At 44.5% G+C, this 17,297-nt stretch carries 9 protein-coding genes; 3 read left to right on the forward strand and 6 right to left on the reverse strand.

All coding sequences use genetic code 11. The features are described 5' to 3' along the window. Nucleotides 1–129 precede the first annotated feature (129 nt). From QUB13_RS02800 to QUB13_RS02815, 4 genes are all read right to left on the reverse strand, one after another. Nucleotides 130–588: a peroxiredoxin gene (locus tag QUB13_RS02800; RefSeq protein WP_333087571.1), complete on the reverse strand. Its 459-nt coding sequence runs from the start codon at nucleotides 586–588 to the stop codon at nucleotides 130–132. Between the two features lie 101 nt (nucleotides 589–689). After that, nucleotides 690–4,361, reverse strand: coding sequence for a helicase-related protein (locus tag QUB13_RS02805; protein WP_333378730.1), 3,672 nt, complete (start codon nucleotides 4,359–4,361; stop codon nucleotides 690–692). Next, nucleotides 4,361–7,387, reverse strand: coding sequence for a hypothetical protein (locus tag QUB13_RS02810; protein WP_333378733.1), 3,027 nt, complete (start codon nucleotides 7,385–7,387; stop codon nucleotides 4,361–4,363). The genes QUB13_RS02805 and QUB13_RS02810 overlap by 1 nt, the downstream gene beginning before the upstream one ends. 13 nt (nucleotides 7,388–7,400) lie before the next feature. Next, on the reverse strand, nucleotides 7,401–7,670 hold the full coding sequence (locus QUB13_RS02815; protein WP_333378736.1) for a YciI family protein: 270 nt from the start codon (nucleotides 7,668–7,670) through the stop codon (nucleotides 7,401–7,403). A gap of 164 nt (nucleotides 7,671–7,834) precedes the next feature. On the opposite strand from QUB13_RS02815, the gene QUB13_RS02820 reads away from it, so the two are divergent. Beyond that, nucleotides 7,835–8,404 carry a Uma2 family endonuclease gene (locus QUB13_RS02820; RefSeq protein ID WP_333378739.1) on the forward strand — a complete coding sequence of 190 codons (570 nt, stop codon included), beginning with the start codon at nucleotides 7,835–7,837 and terminating at the stop codon, nucleotides 8,402–8,404. Between the two features lie 112 nt (nucleotides 8,405–8,516). On the opposite strand, the gene pheT is transcribed toward QUB13_RS02820, so the two are convergent. After that, entirely contained in the window at nucleotides 8,517–10,961 is a 2,445-nt protein-coding gene (gene pheT / locus QUB13_RS02825; RefSeq protein WP_333378742.1) for a phenylalanine--tRNA ligase subunit beta, read from the reverse strand. Nucleotides 10,962–11,774: 813 nt separating this feature from the next. Here pheT and QUB13_RS02830 point away from each other — a divergent pair. Further along, nucleotides 11,775–13,406: a serine/threonine-protein kinase gene (locus QUB13_RS02830; RefSeq protein WP_333378745.1), complete on the forward strand. Its 1,632-nt coding sequence runs from the start codon at nucleotides 11,775–11,777 to the stop codon at nucleotides 13,404–13,406. 158 nt (nucleotides 13,407–13,564) lie between these two features. Here the strand turns inward: QUB13_RS02830 and QUB13_RS02835 are convergent, their stop codons facing one another. Then, on the reverse strand, nucleotides 13,565–13,888 hold the full coding sequence (locus QUB13_RS02835; protein WP_333378749.1) for a hypothetical protein: 324 nt from the start codon (nucleotides 13,886–13,888) through the stop codon (nucleotides 13,565–13,567). A gap of 105 nt (nucleotides 13,889–13,993) precedes the next feature. Between QUB13_RS02835 and QUB13_RS02840 the strand changes: the two genes are divergently transcribed. Next, nucleotides 13,994–17,023, forward strand: a complete 3,030-nt coding sequence (locus QUB13_RS02840) for a sensor histidine kinase (RefSeq protein ID WP_442922126.1) — start codon at nucleotides 13,994–13,996, stop codon at nucleotides 17,021–17,023. Nucleotides 17,024–17,297 lie beyond the last annotated feature (274 nt).

Genomic DNA, 17,297 nt, shown 5'->3' on the forward strand with positions numbered 1-17,297 from the left:
TTCATGACTACAATCACCAAATCCGATTAGAAATACTGAAAGTTCAACCGCGTCAATTTTCTCCATCCTTTACATAAAAGCACTACCGGCATTTTAATTGTTAGTTTGGCATACCAAGTAAGGAAGATCCTAAATTTTGATAGCTTCCAAAGTCTTCAACGCTTCCGAAACGTGAGCCTTAAAATCCAACATCGAGTCAAAAATATGCTTGACAACACCTTGTTTGTCAATCACATAAGTCACTCTACCGGGCATAATCCACATAGTAGCCGGAACCCCGTACAATTGCCGAACCTTATTGCCCGTATCGCTCAACAAAGTAAAAGGTAACTGATATTTTGAGGCAAATTTCTCGTGGGATTGTTGCGAATCGTCACTAATTCCGATCACTTCCGCACCTGCATCTTTGAAAACTTCATAACTATCTCGAAAAGCGCAAGCTTCCGCCGTGCATCCCGGTGTATCGTCTTTCGGGTAAAAGTAGACGATGACATTTTTTTGACCACGAAAATCCTTGAGGCTGACTGATGCGCCAGTTTGCGACGTTAAGGTAAAATCCGGTGCCGTATCTCCTACTTTGACTGCCATATTTGTTTGACTCTGTAACACTGTTTGCGGAAAATTTTAACTTTTGTTATTGTACAGTTTTTTACAGCCCAATAGGTTTGCGATCGGCATACTGCGGGGTTTTACCCCCCGTCTTGCTTCGACAAAATCAAATTGAGTACGTTCAATTCATTGGAACTCAAAAGGTATTTATCGGTAAACATCTTTTCCCGACTTTGCTCTAAACTGTAGCTTCTAAACACGATAAACGGGAATTCGTGGTACTTATGCCCGATCGGCATTACACTGTCTATCGGATAGGTCGATCGCACGTAAGCCGACAAAATATCCCGAAACCTCCTGTCTTCTGGTTCCTCCAGCTTCGTCTGTGCAAAATACTCCTGCATCTCCTCGCCGCTGACAAAAGCAAACAAAGGTATAGCATAATAGCGATCGAACTGCTGACTCTGCTGCTGGAAATACTGAGTTTTCTCGATTTCGCCGTTGAGAAATTGCAATAACTCGATCGCGCCACCCCGAATAGCCGATTTTACATTCTCAGGAGAGGATTTACTATTTGCGATCGTCTCCATTTTTTTCAGCAACTGATTCTTCAAACATTTCTTAATTTCCCCATTCAGCCGCATCTGATAGTTTTCTTTCAAACTTTTATCAGCCAAAGGAACTAATAACAAACTCCCCAAAACATGACCAATCTCTAGCTGATCGTAACCCAGAAAACCCTCAAGAGGATTGCACATCTGCAAAAACTTCCGATTAAAATTCTCCCGCATTTCCAAGTAAGAATTGCCGTTTTCACGAGACTCCTCAGAATTTGGCAAAACCTCATACTCTCCGCGACTCAAAAGCTCCTCCAGCCCCTCATAAACCTCCTTAAAATACACATTTTGGGGGCGACTGCGATGTTCGCTTTTCAACGCTTTAATCAAACTCGCTATTTTGCTGCTAAAAGTATCGCCCACCGCCGAAATCGACTTCCCGCCAATCGGAATCATCAAAAACTTTTCCCTACCCAAATATCCGTATCCCACAATCCGCGTCATCACCGCAGTCTTCAGAATTAGCAGCAAATTCAACAAATTCAACTTGCTTTCTTGTAGCGAAAGTTTCGAATCGTCAGCATAGTAAAATGCCGTATCAGACAAGTAAAAAACCAACTCCTTAGCTTCACCATCCAGCGTCTTACCATCATCATCTTCCCCGCGCCCCCGATAAATCACCTGAATCACCTCCATCAGATTTTTCTCAATCTGAAAGCGGGGAATATCTACTAAAATATGCTTAGTTTTTGGGAAAGACAAGCCGCGACTTCCCGATGCAGTCATGAAGATTACTTTAACTGTGTTTTTGCACTTATGTATTTGCTCTTTTTCCTCTTCCGAAATATTCGCGTGGACTTCCAGATAATCGGTATAGCGCTTAAATTCCCGCTGATTTTGGATTTTCTCGATCAGTTCTGCCAATCTTCGCTTATCCTGAATGTAGACAATAATTTGTTCCACACCAGGTATTGCTAATCGGCGATCGATATCTGCAACTATTTCCGCTTGCACTGATTGTACTAAATTATTCTTAAGATGCAAAGAAGTATCTTCAGTAAATTTTACAGCCTCTACAAAAACTTTATAAATTATATCTAAACTGCTAGCGGGATAGGAATTTGTATTGATGACAGTAGCAGCCAACCGTTTAAATTCAAAAGGAACAACCTGTAAAGGCGGGCTTTCTTCAGCATTTTTTGGTAGCTTTTTGAAATATATTTTATCCGGTTCCGGTGAGGTATCATTTAGGTGTTGTTTAATCACATCCGGGTCAACAATCGAAGCATCTGCTACAATAATTTTAGTATTAAAACCGTGTTTTGGGTCGTGCAACTGATATTTGTTAACCAGCTTGCCAATTCCGTGCAGAAACTCAACCCCGCCGTCGTCTCCGGTAATTTCATCTATCATAATGAAGATGTGTTTAATCCGGCTGGATATTTCTTGCATCTTAGCAGGAATGACTTGTTTATTCTGCTTGTTGTAAGTATCTTGAAATATCTTTTCTAAATGCTGGAGAGTATTTTGATTAGTTTCTGTCACCTTCAAAGATTGGATAGAAACCGCAGCTACGATATTGTTCGATGTCTGGCAGCGAATCAGCGAATGTATTGCTTGAGAAACGCTATTTAGCACTCCATTAGTCTTAGAATTACTAGGTTTAATTACCGTTTCTCCTTTTTTTTCGAGTTGCGGCTTGTGATATTGCTCCCGCAGTCTTTCAGCGCCGTTTTTAATAAAGCTGACAGTTGTTTGCTGGAAATCTTGGTGATAGTTGTTAGCTGCGTAATTGACGGTGCATTTTCCGGCATTGTCGGCGATAATGTCGGCACTCGTGTTTATACAAAACAAGCTATCGTCGCACAATAAACCTGTTTGGCGATCGATAAATTTTTCGATAATATCTAAATTAACTTGCTTGCGGGGACTGACATAAAGAAATAGAAACCCATCGTTTACATGAGTTTTCAGAAAATGTGCGATCGCCGTTGTTTTCCCAATTCCCGGATTCCCCGTTAAAAAAATATAAACTTCCTCAGATTGCAGCGATTTCGCAATCAATTCAGCATGAGCGTTTCTCAGATGCAGCCCGCGAGGAATTCCCAAATCATCTGCCAATTTATCTGATATAATATCTAGGGAACTGACAAAGTTATCGATCCGCTCTGCATGACATACAGGTGTCGAACTTTTGCCGATTGTTAACAAAGCATCAACAAACTTTTTGCCTTGCTGAAAACTGCGAGCCGCGTTGCATTGAATTGTATCTAAAACATCAGCGCGAGCATCGCTAATTTCTTCTTTTCGAGTTTCGTGCTTGTAAATTTTGGCACAAGTCGCTAAGAGGTCAATTTTATCATTGCGGAGGGAAATTGCGTTAATTGTGCGATCGCTATAACCGACAACATTCAACAAAACCTCAGCACCAGCCGGAATAATATTAGTTGTTTGCAGAAAACCGTAAAAGCTATCAGCGTAGCTACCCGCCTGAATCAACTTAGTGCTTTCCTTATCTTTATACTTAAAAGCCGTAAAATAGCGGCTTAAATCCTCCGAAAAATTTATCCCTAAAGTGCTTGTATCGATTCGCAAATTAGAAAAAACACTTTTAGATCGCAAATAGCTAATTTCTGCGAGCAAAGACTTCCGCATCACCTCTATTTCGTTCAGATTATCGACTTTTTCCGAAACAAACGGGGGAGCAAAAACAGATAAATCAACGCACAGAATTCTAAAATCTCTACCATTCTGTAACAAAACCAGCGTATCAGCTTGTAAAAACTCGCCTTTTTTCGAGTAGCGGCGGATGTAGCGATTAATTTCCTCCTCCGATAAACTATTACTGGCAGTTTTTAACTGAGATAATACCTGTTTAAACCCTGCATTTTGATTTTCTTTATTATAAGTTCTAATACTGTTAGCATCGCTAAAACTGCACTGACAGTACAAAATTTGCGCTCTGTTTAAATTCCAGCCCGTAGATTTGAGATACTCCCGAAAAAAATTCAACCCGCCAATAAAGCCTTTTTGAAGAAAAAATAGGCTCCATTTCTCAACAATTTTAGCATCTAAACTGCCGAGCAGATTCGCTTCCCTAGTAATTTCCGCCATCATTTTTGGCAACTTGAGTTGCTGCAAATCCAATCGATAAGAATCTCCAAAATTGTGAGCTATTTTTTCTCGCTGAATATATGACAGAATTCCAATATTGAATCCAACCTCAAACAGCCGTCCAAAATCTTCACCAATCATTATTGTGTACCTCCATCGCTGACATTCAATACTTCTCTTACCTTATTCAAAAATGCCAACGAATTAAAATCTGCACTGTCGCCAGCATGACTGAATACAGACAAAGCACCAACCGATTCATCGCCAATAATCCGCTCGTAAGGATCGAGTTTTAAACTAATATTTTGACGGGCTTCATACCGAGAAAAGTGAAACATGGTTAAATAGTGCAGCAAAGTATTTTTGATTTCACCATCATAAATCAAACCTTCGTGAATGTCTCGATCGTCCAAAACGCCTCCGTATATGTGCAACAGCGTCGAGTAGGAAATCACACCGTTATAAAAGTTTTTCTCCTCCTTAACTTTAATGCCGTTAAACAAGTTAAAAAACATCACAGCTTGTTGATTGGTATCAGCAAACAAATTTTCCAGCTCCATTGTATCTTGAATGTAAAAAGATTTTCCTTTATCGCCTAGGAAACTGCGAACATAGTATTTATCAAAAAAGATCGGATAAATTTTAATATCCCGCCGCTCTCCTTTCAAAGTTCGGAGCAATTTTTTGGACATGAAAGACAATTCCTCATCTTCATCAGTCTTGGTAATGTGCAGCGTACTCATGTAAGGTGCTTGGGAAATATATGCAAAATTCCGATATCCTTGTCGGTAAAGCTGACTCATGACATCTTCCAGAATTACAGGTTCAGTATAAAGACGGCTGACACTGTAATTCTCGGAAAGTGTTTTCAGTAATTCGACTTGAATTGTGGTGTCATCTAGGCGATTGATTCCCACAACTTCTCCAATTAAGCAGGCTTGTCTTTGGAATCGGTTGCGATCGCCTTTTTTCGCATCGCTATCGCGGCTAGAAACGACAATAATTGCTAACTTGTCCAACTCAGAAGCTAGCTGCACATTCTCGAAATAAAACTTTTTGGGAAGGATGGAATACATGGAACTCAAACCGTTACTAATTTTGTAAGATTTTGGTGTTTTCATAATCCGAAATCCCTGAGAAGTTGAGCGCTGTTTTTCACTCAAAATGTGAGACAATGTTTTAGAAAGCTTAGCAATAAATTCTTCTGACGGCGAAGGGTTTTTATTGTCGCCTTCGTGAAGTCTCACCATCGGAACAAATAAGTTTGTGTCTGTATTTTTCAGCAAAATTCTCAGACAGATATAAGACAGCAGCAACAGGGTAAATTTATAAACAAAAATCGCCGCAGGTTGCAAACTTTTTTCACCGCTGTGTAGTCGCTTGTTGTCATAGGGAAACAAGATTAATTTTGTCTTAAAATGCTTGTCGTAAATTGTTCTGGAACGATCGGCTTTGGGTGCAAAAAGTACAGGCAAAATATCAACATCTTTGATGTTGTATTCCATGCTGAAATTTTGGCGCTCTTCAGTTGGAAAATAGCGGACATCTTCTACAGTAATATTGACTGGTAGCTGACAAATAGATAGGCAATCGACACTGGGTTCTTTGACAGTAATATAATGGAGCGTTTGCTTGTAGTTTCGCTCCATAATATCATTAAAAAATTTACGCTGATTCAAAATATTGTCAATATCCCGTACCAGACCCATTTTGAGGTTGATATGTCTTGTTTCTGTTCGATCGGGCAAAATTGTCTGCCGTTCCAGAAAGCTTTTCAACAGTTTTCTCAGATGGTTTATTTTATATTTAACGTTAACTTCGTTAAACCTCTTCACAAAATTTCGGAAAAGTCTCTTTTTGAATTCCTCATTATCGCAACTCAATACTGTTTTGATTAGGTGTTCAAAACTAGGAATAGGATTAAACTCAAGTTCTAATTCAGGGTTATAATTTTCAGTTTCTGGAATGTGGGGAGATGCAAAAATAAAGTGATATAAAAATGCAATTTTTAACACCTTGCGTACAAATGTTTCTGGGTTAGAATCTTCCTCAAATTCTGCTTTGTGTTCTTCACTGTCTGGATTGAGCAGGTTCAGATAATATTCAAATACGTCCTTTCCACCACGCGATTGAACTGAGTTATCAAATTTGACTTTGAGACCAAATATAAATTTACGTTCGCTTTGAGAACTGTCGGTGCTTTCTCCCAAGCAACCTGCTACAATCGGAATAATTGGCAGTGCATCTAAAACTTCCGCTCTGGCAAAAATCTCTCTGTAATTAACTGAAATGCCAGCATAATTAACCTCATAATCACCCTCTGCTTTATTGTTGTCGTTGATGAAATCTTCCATCAATCTGAGGCGGCGGATCAAATCTTCTAAATAGATGATGCCTGCGGTATCTGTGCTGCTGGGGCGGATGTGTTCTAGGAGATACTCCAAATAAGTAATTTTAGCTTCTTTTTGGATTTTCCCCAGAGTTTCTTTGTCTACCAGTCGGATCAATTTGTGAAAATCAGAGTCGGGATTTTTAACCATCTCATCAAGAAGATCGTTAAGTGCTTGTTTGTCATCGTTAGTCTCGGCATTTTCATTGATGTAATTTTCCAAACCTTGCTTTAGTTCTTGCTCGAAAATATCAGCATTTCGGACAGTAACTGTCAATTTATGAAATTTTAAAGTCGCACTGCTGCCAGAGCCTGAATTTTGCAAAGTTAGCCTTTCTTTTTCTAAAGAAGTGTGGCGTTTGCCAAAATCGTATTTGAAGCCTAACTCTTGGCCGTTTCCGCGAAAAGAGGGTGAATCTAAAGGACTAATCAAACTAGCGATGAAATTTTCAACAGAAGTATTTTGGGGCAATTTAGAGGCTAATTGCTGTTGCAAAGACTGTTGAATTTGCCTGATTTGAGTGCCAAAATGCTCTTCAACTTGCTGCGGAAAGTTGACAGTGGCAGAGTGTGCTTGACGTTCAAAAGAACCCAAGGGTTGCCGTACTTGCATTTGGGAAACATCCGCAGCAATACTGTCAATATCGACAATCAGACGGCGCTTGTCATCGGATATGTTAAATGGGTTTTTGGCCTGCAAATGTTTTAAAATTTTATCCAGCAAATCACCATAGTCCACTGGGACTAAATCGTCGTCGCTTAGTCTTAAGATGTTCACCCTGTTAACTCCTTTAAAATGCTTGAATCCACTCTTTAATGTTGTACTCAGTCCAAATCCCATTTACCCAATAAGGATCGGTTTCAACTAAGTCTCGCACTGCCGTTTCGTCTGCGGCTTCGTAAATCGCAAAAACTTTTGTTAAGTCTTTTGTGGGGCCGATCGTAATTAATACTCCCGATTCCTTCTGCTTAGCCAATCCAGCCAAATGATCGTCCCGAAACGGAGCGCGTTTTTCGAGGACATTTTCGCAGTAACTTCCCCACATTACATATTTGGTCACGGTTTTGAGCCTTGGATGAATTTGTTTAAAATTTATTGTACAGTAAGTGTAGCAGGATTTGAAAGAAAATTTTAGGATAAGATTGATTAACCGCAGAGGGCGCAGAGGGCGCAGAGGGAGGGAAGGAAAGAAGAGAGATTTTTGTTAGAGGGGATGAGGTAACTATGACTTTATTGGATATTCGGCTGCTGAATGTTTATGAATATCACCGGATGGTTGAAGCTGGTATTCTTGATGAAGATGAACGGGTAGAATTATTGGCAGGGCAGATAGTAAATAAGGCTGCGAAAACTCCCCCACATTGTGCAGTGGTGAAACGTACAATGGAACTACTGCAAAAATCTTTGGGAAGTTTGGTATTTCTGAGTATACATGATTCTGTCCGACTGAATAATTACTCTCAACCTGAACCGGATATTTCTGTAGTGATACCAGATCCACTTTACTATGAAGACCACCATCCAACTCCTTCAGAAATTTATCTGATTATTGAAGTTGCAGATACTACTCTGAGAACGGATTGCGGCATAAAAGCGAAAATTTATGCTGAGTCTGGAATTGCAGATTATTGGGTTTTGGATGTTAATCATCGGCAACTTCACGTATTCCGAGAACCGAGTCAGGATGGTTATGAGAGTATAGTAGTTCTTGGAGATGATGCGAGTATTTCTCCTTTGCAATTTCCTGATTGTTGTTTTTTTGTATCGGAGATGTTGCGTCCACTAAGTTATTAATGTTATGTCTAACTTTTGAGGAATGAAGTCCTCAGTACAAACCTGGGATTTAGGTTCGCACTGAGGACTTTAGTTTTTCTTGAATGCGGAGGGTCGTCCTTACTACGAACAGTTAGCTTCTCAGACTAACGCCGAATTTCTCAACTAATACATCGCGGACTTTTTGTTGGGCTGGTTCAACATCAGTTTCGCTTAATGTTCGATCGCCCGATCGATAAATCAACCGAAATGCTAAACTACGTTGTCCCGCCGGTACGTTTTCGCCGCGATACTCGTCGAACAATTCCACCGAAGAAAGCAAACTACCAGCCGCCTTCTTCATCGCACTTTGCATCTCCACAACCGGAACCTCCATCGGTGCAAAAAATGCAATATCCCTGTCAGAAGCGGGGAAACTCGAATAACCCGCGAATTTGCTAGTCGAATTGCTCGATCGCCCTAACTCATCCAACAACACCGCTAAATCTAATTGAAACACGTAAACTTGTTCCGGCAAACTTTTTTCCTGCTGCAATTGCGGGTGTAACTGTCCGAAAACTCCTAACTGTTTCCCCTTTAACGATAACGCGGCCGTGCGCCCCGGATGCAAGCGCCCATTAGACGAATCGCTTGCATATTCCACCGCCAAACCCAAGCCCTGAAACACGCTTTCTAGGACACCTTTAGCCTCAAACCAAGTCAAAGGTCGATCGCGCCCGCCTTGTTGCCATTTCCACGCAGTCGGGTCGCCGCCAATAATCCCCGCAACGGCATCTGACTCTTTCATTACATCCCCATCTTTCCAGAAAATGCGGCCCACCTCAAAACCATTAAGCGCGCCGTTTCCCTGCTCCAAATTATACCCAAAAGCATCAATCAAACCCGACAGCATCTCAGTCCGTAAAGCCGAATACTCAACAAACAGCGGATTAGCCAGCACAACCTGATTTTCTCCCTCGGTTTTTACCAAAGAATAGTGCATCAACTCCGTCAAACCGGCCGCCCGAAAAGCCGATCGCACATTCCGCACTTGCGCGTATTCTAGAGATAAATAACCAGGTTCCGTTTTGCTGGGTAAAGTATCGCAGAAATTGTCATAGCCGTGAAGTCTGGCCACTTCTTCAATTAAATCAATTTCCCTTTCTAAATCGCGGTAGCGGTAAGCAGGAACAGTTATCGCAAAAACCCGTGCTTTTTCTGTCGCAACAACTTCACAGCCCAAGGCTGTGAGGATATTTTTCACCTCTTCCGGTTCCAAATATTGACAACCGCCCGTTTCTCCTCTTTTTAACTGCCCTAAAACCTGATTAATTCGATCCAGACGCAATTCAATCGTCCGCGAAAAACTCAAATCTTCCCCCGAACTAGCCGTTTTCTGAACCGTCGCAGCACCGCCAGCCCACTGCAAAATTAGGGCAACAGCGCGATCGCACGCCGTCGTCAAAGCCGCCTGATTCACCCCCCGTTCGTAGCGGATCGATGCCTCGCTACGCAAGCCTTGAGCGCGCGCAGAACGGCGAATCGTTGCTTGGTCAAAAATCGCTGCTTCCAAGACCAAATTTTGAGTTCCTTCGTGAACTTCCGTGTCTTCGCCGCCCATTACCCCAGCTAACGCTACGGGTTTGTCACTAGCAGTAATTAACAAATTTTGCGGTTGCAAATTGCGGTTTTGTCCGTCCAATGTTTTGAAGGATTCCCCGGTTTTGGCAAAGCGCACGCCGATGCTGACATCGGAATTACCTGTGAAAGATTGTAGCCGATCGCGATCGAAAGCGTGCAGCGGTTGTCCCCATTCCAATAAAATGTAATTAGTTACATCAACCACATTATTAATCGGCCGCACACCCGCCGCCTGCAACCGCTGCTGCAACCAAGCTGGAGACGGTGCGATTTTCACACCTTCAATTTCCGTACCGATGTAAATTGGGCAGGCTTGCGGTTCCGATATTTCTACTGCTAAATCGGCGCTTTTTTTGTCCTCAATTGCAACACCACCGGCGGCGGGAATTCTCAAACTCGCCCCAGTCAGCGCCGCCACTTCCCGCGCCACGCCCACCATACTCAAAGCATCTGCACGGTTAGCAGTTGCTGTTAAGTCTAAAATCACATCATCTAAACCCAAAAGCGGGCGAATATCGCTGCCCAATTCGGGATTTTCTAGCTCAAAAATGTGAATTCCCGCTGACTCCTTAGATAGTCCCAATTCCGCCAGAGAACAAATCATGCCTTCGGAAGGAACGCCGCGCAATTTAGCAGGTTTAATTTTTAAATCAATAGTCGATAAATAAGTGCCGACAACGGCGACGGGTACGTAAATATCTGCCCTAGCGTTGGGTGCGCCGCAAACAATATTCAAAGCTTCTGGTTTGCCGACATCGACTTGACAAACTCTCAATTTGTCGGCGTTGGGATGCTGTTCGCAGGCGACTATTTTGCCCAATACTACGCCGTCGGCCCAAGTACGGCGGTCTTCGATTTCTTCGACTTCAAACCCGGCCATTGTCAGGGTTTCGGCTAATTCTTCTGGGGATATTGTCACATCGACCAATTCCCGCAGCCAGTTTAGAGAAATACGCATAATTTTGTCAGTAGCTTAGTAGTCAGTAGTCAGTAGTCAGTAGTCAGTAGTCCGTAGTCCGTAGTCCGTAGTCCGTAGTCCGTAGTCCGTAGTCCGTAGTCCGTAGTCCGTAGTCCGTAGTCCGTAGGGGCGGTGCCCCCGTGCCCGCCCTCTTAGTCGTCAGCAGTCCGTAGTCCGTAGTCAGTAGTCAGCAGCTAGTAGGGGCGGTGGATGGTGCGTGCCCGCCCTCTCTTAGTCGTCAGTAGTCAGTAGTCAGTAGTCAGTAGTCATGAAGAAAAATCAAAAATTCTGACGGATGCCTTCTGACGGATGCCTCCTGCATTCTACCTTCTGGTGAATGCCGTTTGATGACTCTGCAGTCCCAGAATCAATTATGGGAACCCTATATCACACTTGTTAAATATTGTCAATACAATTGCGGTATAAATAAGCACAAAAGAGCGATCGGTCTAAAGCTTGATGGCGGCTGGCGGATGAGTAGCATTCTCATTCAGAACATGAGGTATGCTAGGGATATCTAACAGCGCCAAAAGCACCTATGTTTAGAAAGACTTTACACATAAAAGGGCAACTTTAGCAAGTCTTTAAACTATCTTCCAGGATGATCTACCGAAAAAACTCACAGCAGCGACATAATCAGAATAGGGAAGAGATATCGGCCTCAAAGACTTAGGTGCAATTCCAATTCGCAACCGGATGCACAGCCCGCCAGCAACTGTATAGATAAGTATTTCTAACAGAGGCGCTGTCAGGGAATTTGTGCAGTCGAGCGAAGCTGACAAAATCAGAAAAACATAGGCAAACTCAATCAATATGAGCTACTGCGTAAATCCCGGCTGTCCCAATCCTCAAAATCCTGCTGACTCTATTCTCCAGTGTCAGACGTGCGGCGCGCGGCTATTGCTGCGCGCTCGCTACCGAGTTATTGAACCTTTGGGACAAGGAGGTTTTGGAGCTACATTTCTGGCAAAAGACATTTCTTTACCCGGTCAACCGAGTTGCGTGGTTAAGCAATTGCGACCCAGCAGTTCGTCACCGCGAGTTTTAGAAATGGCGCGGGAATTATTCAAGCGAGAAGCGAAAACCCTCGGCCAACTGGGCGACCACCCGCAAGTACCGAGGCTGCTCGATTATTTTGAAATCGAGCGTCAATTTTACTTAGTTCAAGAGTATGTTAAAGGCTCGACTTTGAAACAAGAAGTCAAGCAATCAGGGCGTTTTAACGAATCAGACGTTAAAAAATTTCTATTAGAAATTCTGTCAGTAGTGCAATACATCCACAGCCAAGGAGTAATTCATAGAGATATTAAGCCGGCAAATATTATTCGCCGCAGTCAAGATAATCACTTAGTTTTGATTGACTTCGGTGCGGTAAAAGACCAAGTTAACCAAACGCTATTATTAGACCCCGCTGACCAAGGGGCTAACACGAAATTTTCAGTCGGCACGTTTAGCTTTGCTCCCCCGGAACAAATGGCGCTGCGGCCGATATTTGCCAGCGATATCTACGCCGTGGGAATGACTTGCTTGTACTTGCTGACAGCAAAATCGCCCAAGGATTTAGATTTCGATGCCGTAACTGGCGAAATTATTTGGCAGCCCCACGTTCAGTTGAGTCCAAGTTTTTCGCGGATTCTTGAGAAAATGCTCAAGCCGCTAGTCGGCCACCGCTTTCAATCTGCTGCAGATGTCATCAAAGCTCTAAATGGCGAACATGAAGACGCTGACCTTTACAAGGGTTTAGCAACTGAATTCAACTCCTCTATCCGCACGGTGGAAGAACCGACGATATTTAATGAAGAAGGTTCTTCGTGGTCGTCGCCGAAAAGCAAAATCAATGAAGATTTGCGAACAAACCACACTATTCGCGGTAGAACTGGATTCACCCAGTCTGGAAATACGGGGATGCAGCCGAGAGTTTCTCGTAGTCTGGCAGAGTCCGGCAGAACTTTCGGAACTGCGGCATTTTCCAACAGCAATTCAGCAGCGCCGAAGGTCACGAAAGCTGTTGTTAAGTGGGACAGCAGCAGCTTGCGAGCGGCATATTTTAAGGGGAAGCGCGATTTTGCTGACTGCGAACTGTCGGGTTTGCAACTGCAAAAAGCGCAGTTAGCGGGGGGAAATTTTTATCAGGCTAGATTGGTCAAGGCCAATTTGCAAGCAGCGGATTTGTCGGGTGCGAATTTGGGTCATGCGAGGTTAATTAATGCGAATTTGCGATCGGCAAATTTGACTGAAGCTTATTGCAGCACTGCTAATTTTGAATGCGCGGATTTTCGAGGTGCTGATTTGACGGGCGCTTATTTGAGTAAGGCGAATTTGCGGGGTGCAAATTTGTGCGGCGCGAATCTGACTGACGCTACAGTTAGCGATGAACAACTAGCAATGGCAAAGACAAACTGGTTGACTACTAAGCCGGATGGTAAGCGGGGTTTTGGATTTTAAGAGGTCATTTGGCATGGGGCATGGGGCATGGGGCATTGGGGATTGGGAATTGGGGCATGGGGCATGGGGCATTGGGGATTGGGAATTGGGCATTGGGCATTAGTCATTGGTCATTTGTTAGGGGTAATGGGTCATTAGTCATTGGTCATTACTAATTACTAATTTTCCCAATCTCCCCCTCTCCCCCTCTCCCAATCTCCCCCTCTCCCACTCTCCCCCTCTCCCAATCTCCCCCTCTCCCCCTCTCCCCCTCTCCCCCTCTCCCACTCTCCCAATCTCCCCCTCTCCCACTCTCCCACTCTCCCAATCTCCCACTCTCCCAATCTCCCCCTCTCCCAATCTCCCAATCTCCCCCTCTCCCAATCTCCCCCTCTCCCCCTCTCCCACTCTCCCCCTCTCCCCCTCTCCCAATCTCCCCCTCTCCCAATCTCCCCCTCTCCCCCTCTCCCCCTCTTCCGACCCTCCTTCTCCCCCGCTTCCAACCCTCTCCCCTCTCCCCCTGTCAGGTGATTCCCTAGGAGGAAGTTCGATCGCCCGTCATCCGCCTAAATTAAAGAGTAGCAATGGAGGATTCGATCGCACAAACCATGAAACTGCTCAACCACCGCACTCGACTGCTTCTTTCCGCCGGCATCCTCGGCCTGGCCTACTTTGTCACCGGAAAACTCGCAGTGTCGGTACTGGGACTGGTAAAAGCCGAAGCCTCCCCGGTGTGGCCGCCCGCCGGTATTGCTCTGGCGACATTGCTGCTGCAAGGGCGGCGGATGTGGCCGGGAATTGCCCTCGGTTCGGTGCTGTTAAACTCAACCGCCGGAGCTAGTGTACCCTTCGCCGTCATTGTCACGTCAGCCTTTAGCGTCACCATGCAAGCGCTGGCTGGGGAGGCTGTGCTCAGTCGCAGCGGATTTTCTACTAAGCTCGATCGACTGCGGGATGTTATGGCTTTAGTAGCGGGCGCTGTCATCGGGTCTACTTTGGTGGGTTCTACCCTCGGCAATTTGGGCACTTGCATTTTTGGTTGGGCTCAGTGGAGCAATTTCTCTCGCAACTGGTGGACTACATGGCTCGGAGACGGTATGGGAATCTTGATCGTCACACCGGTGCTGCTGACTTTAAATCACGCCTTTAAAAGTTTTCATATTTCAAGAAAAAATCGAATTATTTCAAGTTTTTTAGCATTTTTTAACTGGGCAAATTACCGCTTGCCAATTACTAATTATTTATCAATATTTCAGAATAAGAATCGCTATAAAGTACAAAATGTACTTTTAAATTATTCAGAAATAGCTCTATGGCTAACTTTATTACTGAGTGTTAGTTCGATAGTTTTTTGCTCGAAAGCACAGGCGGCGAGCGCTCTGTATCCACTGGAATATTTGCCTTTTCCTCTGATAGTTTGGGCCGCTTTGCGATTTCGTCAGCCGGGAGCGATTTTTGCTTATTCGATCGTCTCTTACATCGCGATTTTGGGAGCGGTGCAGGGAGGCGGCCCGTTTCTAGTCAGAAGCGAAAATCTGCAACAGGCGGTTTTATGTTTACAAGCTTTTACCGGTACGATCGCCATTGTGGCCCTGATGTTGGCTGCAGCCGTGGCTGAACGCGAGCAAGCACTGGAGTTCGTGCGCCGCACGGCCGCTCTGCTGCGCGATCGCGAAGCCAGTTTAGCTAACGCTCAGCGCATCGCTCAGTTAGGAAATTGGGATTTAAATTTCACCGCCATCAAGCAGGCCGATCGTTGCGAACAATCGGCAGAAAACAATATATCATCCAATATCGAACTGCGATGGTCGGACGAGCTTTATCGCCTCTTGGGCTTGGTTCCGGGAACTGTCAAACCGACAGCAGAAGTTTTTTTGCAAGCCGTACATCCAGAAGACCGAGAATTGGTGGCGCGATCGCAATGTCAAGCGATGTTTGAGCGCAAACCCTACTCCATTAACTATCGCATTGTGCTCCCTGACGGCGGAGTGCGCGCTGTCTGCGAACAGTCAGCAATTCACTCAAACATCATAGCCGCCACAGTCCAAGACGTTACCGAACGTCACCGCGCCGAAGCTGCTTTGCGAACATCCTCCGAGCGCGATCGGCTGCTTTCAGAAATGGCCCTGCGAATTCGCCACTCCCTCGACCTCGAAGAAATTCTCAATACTACTGTTGCCGAAGTCCGGCAATTTTTCAAGGTCGATCGCGCTTTCATCGGTATTATGGACGCAGGCGGGGCAAATCTTCCTAGCCCGGTGTACGGTAAAATTGTCGCTGAGTCTGTTGGTGTCCAATACCGTTCTATTGTGGGGTTGTTGCTCACTGACGAGAATCACCTCGAAGCGCAGAAAACTTTTTATGCTAACAACCGCGTCCGAATTGTCTCCGATACTGCTACGGTGCAAAAGGGCGATCGAGTTGTCCAATTATATAGCGACTATCAAATTCGGGCGACGTTAAATGTGCCGATCGTCCTCGGCGATGAACTTTTCGGGATCTTGGCCGTCAACCAGTGTTCTGGGCCCCGCCAGTGGCAGGAATTTGAAATTGATTTGTTAGAAAAACTCGCTACCCAAGTGGCGATCGCCCTCCAGCAAGCCCAACTTTTGCAGCAAGTAAAAGAACTCAATGCCAACTTAGAATCTCAAGTCGAAGAACGCACCAGCCAACTGCAGCAAAAAATGCACGAACTGCAAGAAAGCAACCGTCTCAAAGATTTATTTTTGCACGCAGTTTCTCACAATCTCCGCACTCCAGTGATGGGAATGTTGATATTGCTGAAAAATTTGCTCAACAAATCGTCCTGTGAGTCTCTACAGGATGTTCCGGTTTCGCGATCGATTTTGCAGCGCATCGTTCAGGCCAGCGAACACCAATTGACTATGGTTAATTCCCTCCTCGACGCTCACGCTAGCGAAGTAAAAGGTATTTTTATCCATCCCGAACCGCTGGAATTGCAGCCTTTAACTTCAGCAATTATTGCCGATTTAGCACCAATGTTAGCCAAAAATCAAGCAATTTTTACTCACGAAATTCCGCTAGATTTGCCGCTAGTATGTGCCGATCGCAAACACTTGCAGCGGGTGCTGGAAAATCTGCTAACTAATGCGATCAAACACAATCATCCGGGAGTCAATATCACTTTTAAAGCTGAGGTAATTGAAGTTGAAAAAACGCTAAATGAAGAAAATTCACAAATTTTAACATCTTCCAATAATCCGATCGCCCGCTGTATCGCTAACCAGATACCTGCTGCGGGCGATCGTCCGGGGATGCGCGACACCGCCCCCAAAAATCGGGAAACCCTGACCGAACTTCACCCCGAAAGCAGTTGTCAAATCCCCCCGTATCAGGCTCAAATTGGCAATATCGGCGACAAATTGCCCGACGCTACCGTAAAAATGGTTCGCTGTACTGTAACAGATAATGGAGTAGGAATCAGCCCCAAACAGCAGGAATCTCTGTTTGAACTTTACGTTCAAGACCCCAATAGCCGACAATTAACAGGACTGGGTTTGGGACTTTACCTCTCCAAGCAAATTATCAAAGCTCACGGCGGCGAAATCGGTGTCGAAAGCACTCCCGGAGGTGGCTCGACTTTCTGGTTTTCGCTACCTGCTGTCATTCGATTTTAGATTTTAGATTTTAGATTGACCCCACGGATAAATTCGGGGGCTTGAGGATTTTAGATTTTAGATTTTGGATTAATTCCACGGATAAATCCGAAGGCTTGTACCACATTTGAAATTCGCTTGTCAATTCGGGCGATCGATCTTTCCCAATTATTTAATCTCTAATCTAAAATCCGCGCTTCCTCATCTTTCCTGAAAGTCGAGTCAAGCGACAACCAAAGCATAAGCGCAACGGGTAAGTTTTTCGACCCACAGCCAACAGTCAACAGCCAACAGC

Source organism: Microcoleus sp. B4-D4, from assembly GCF_036705185.1.
Classification (GTDB): domain Bacteria; phylum Cyanobacteriota; class Cyanobacteriia; order Cyanobacteriales; family Microcoleaceae; genus Microcoleus.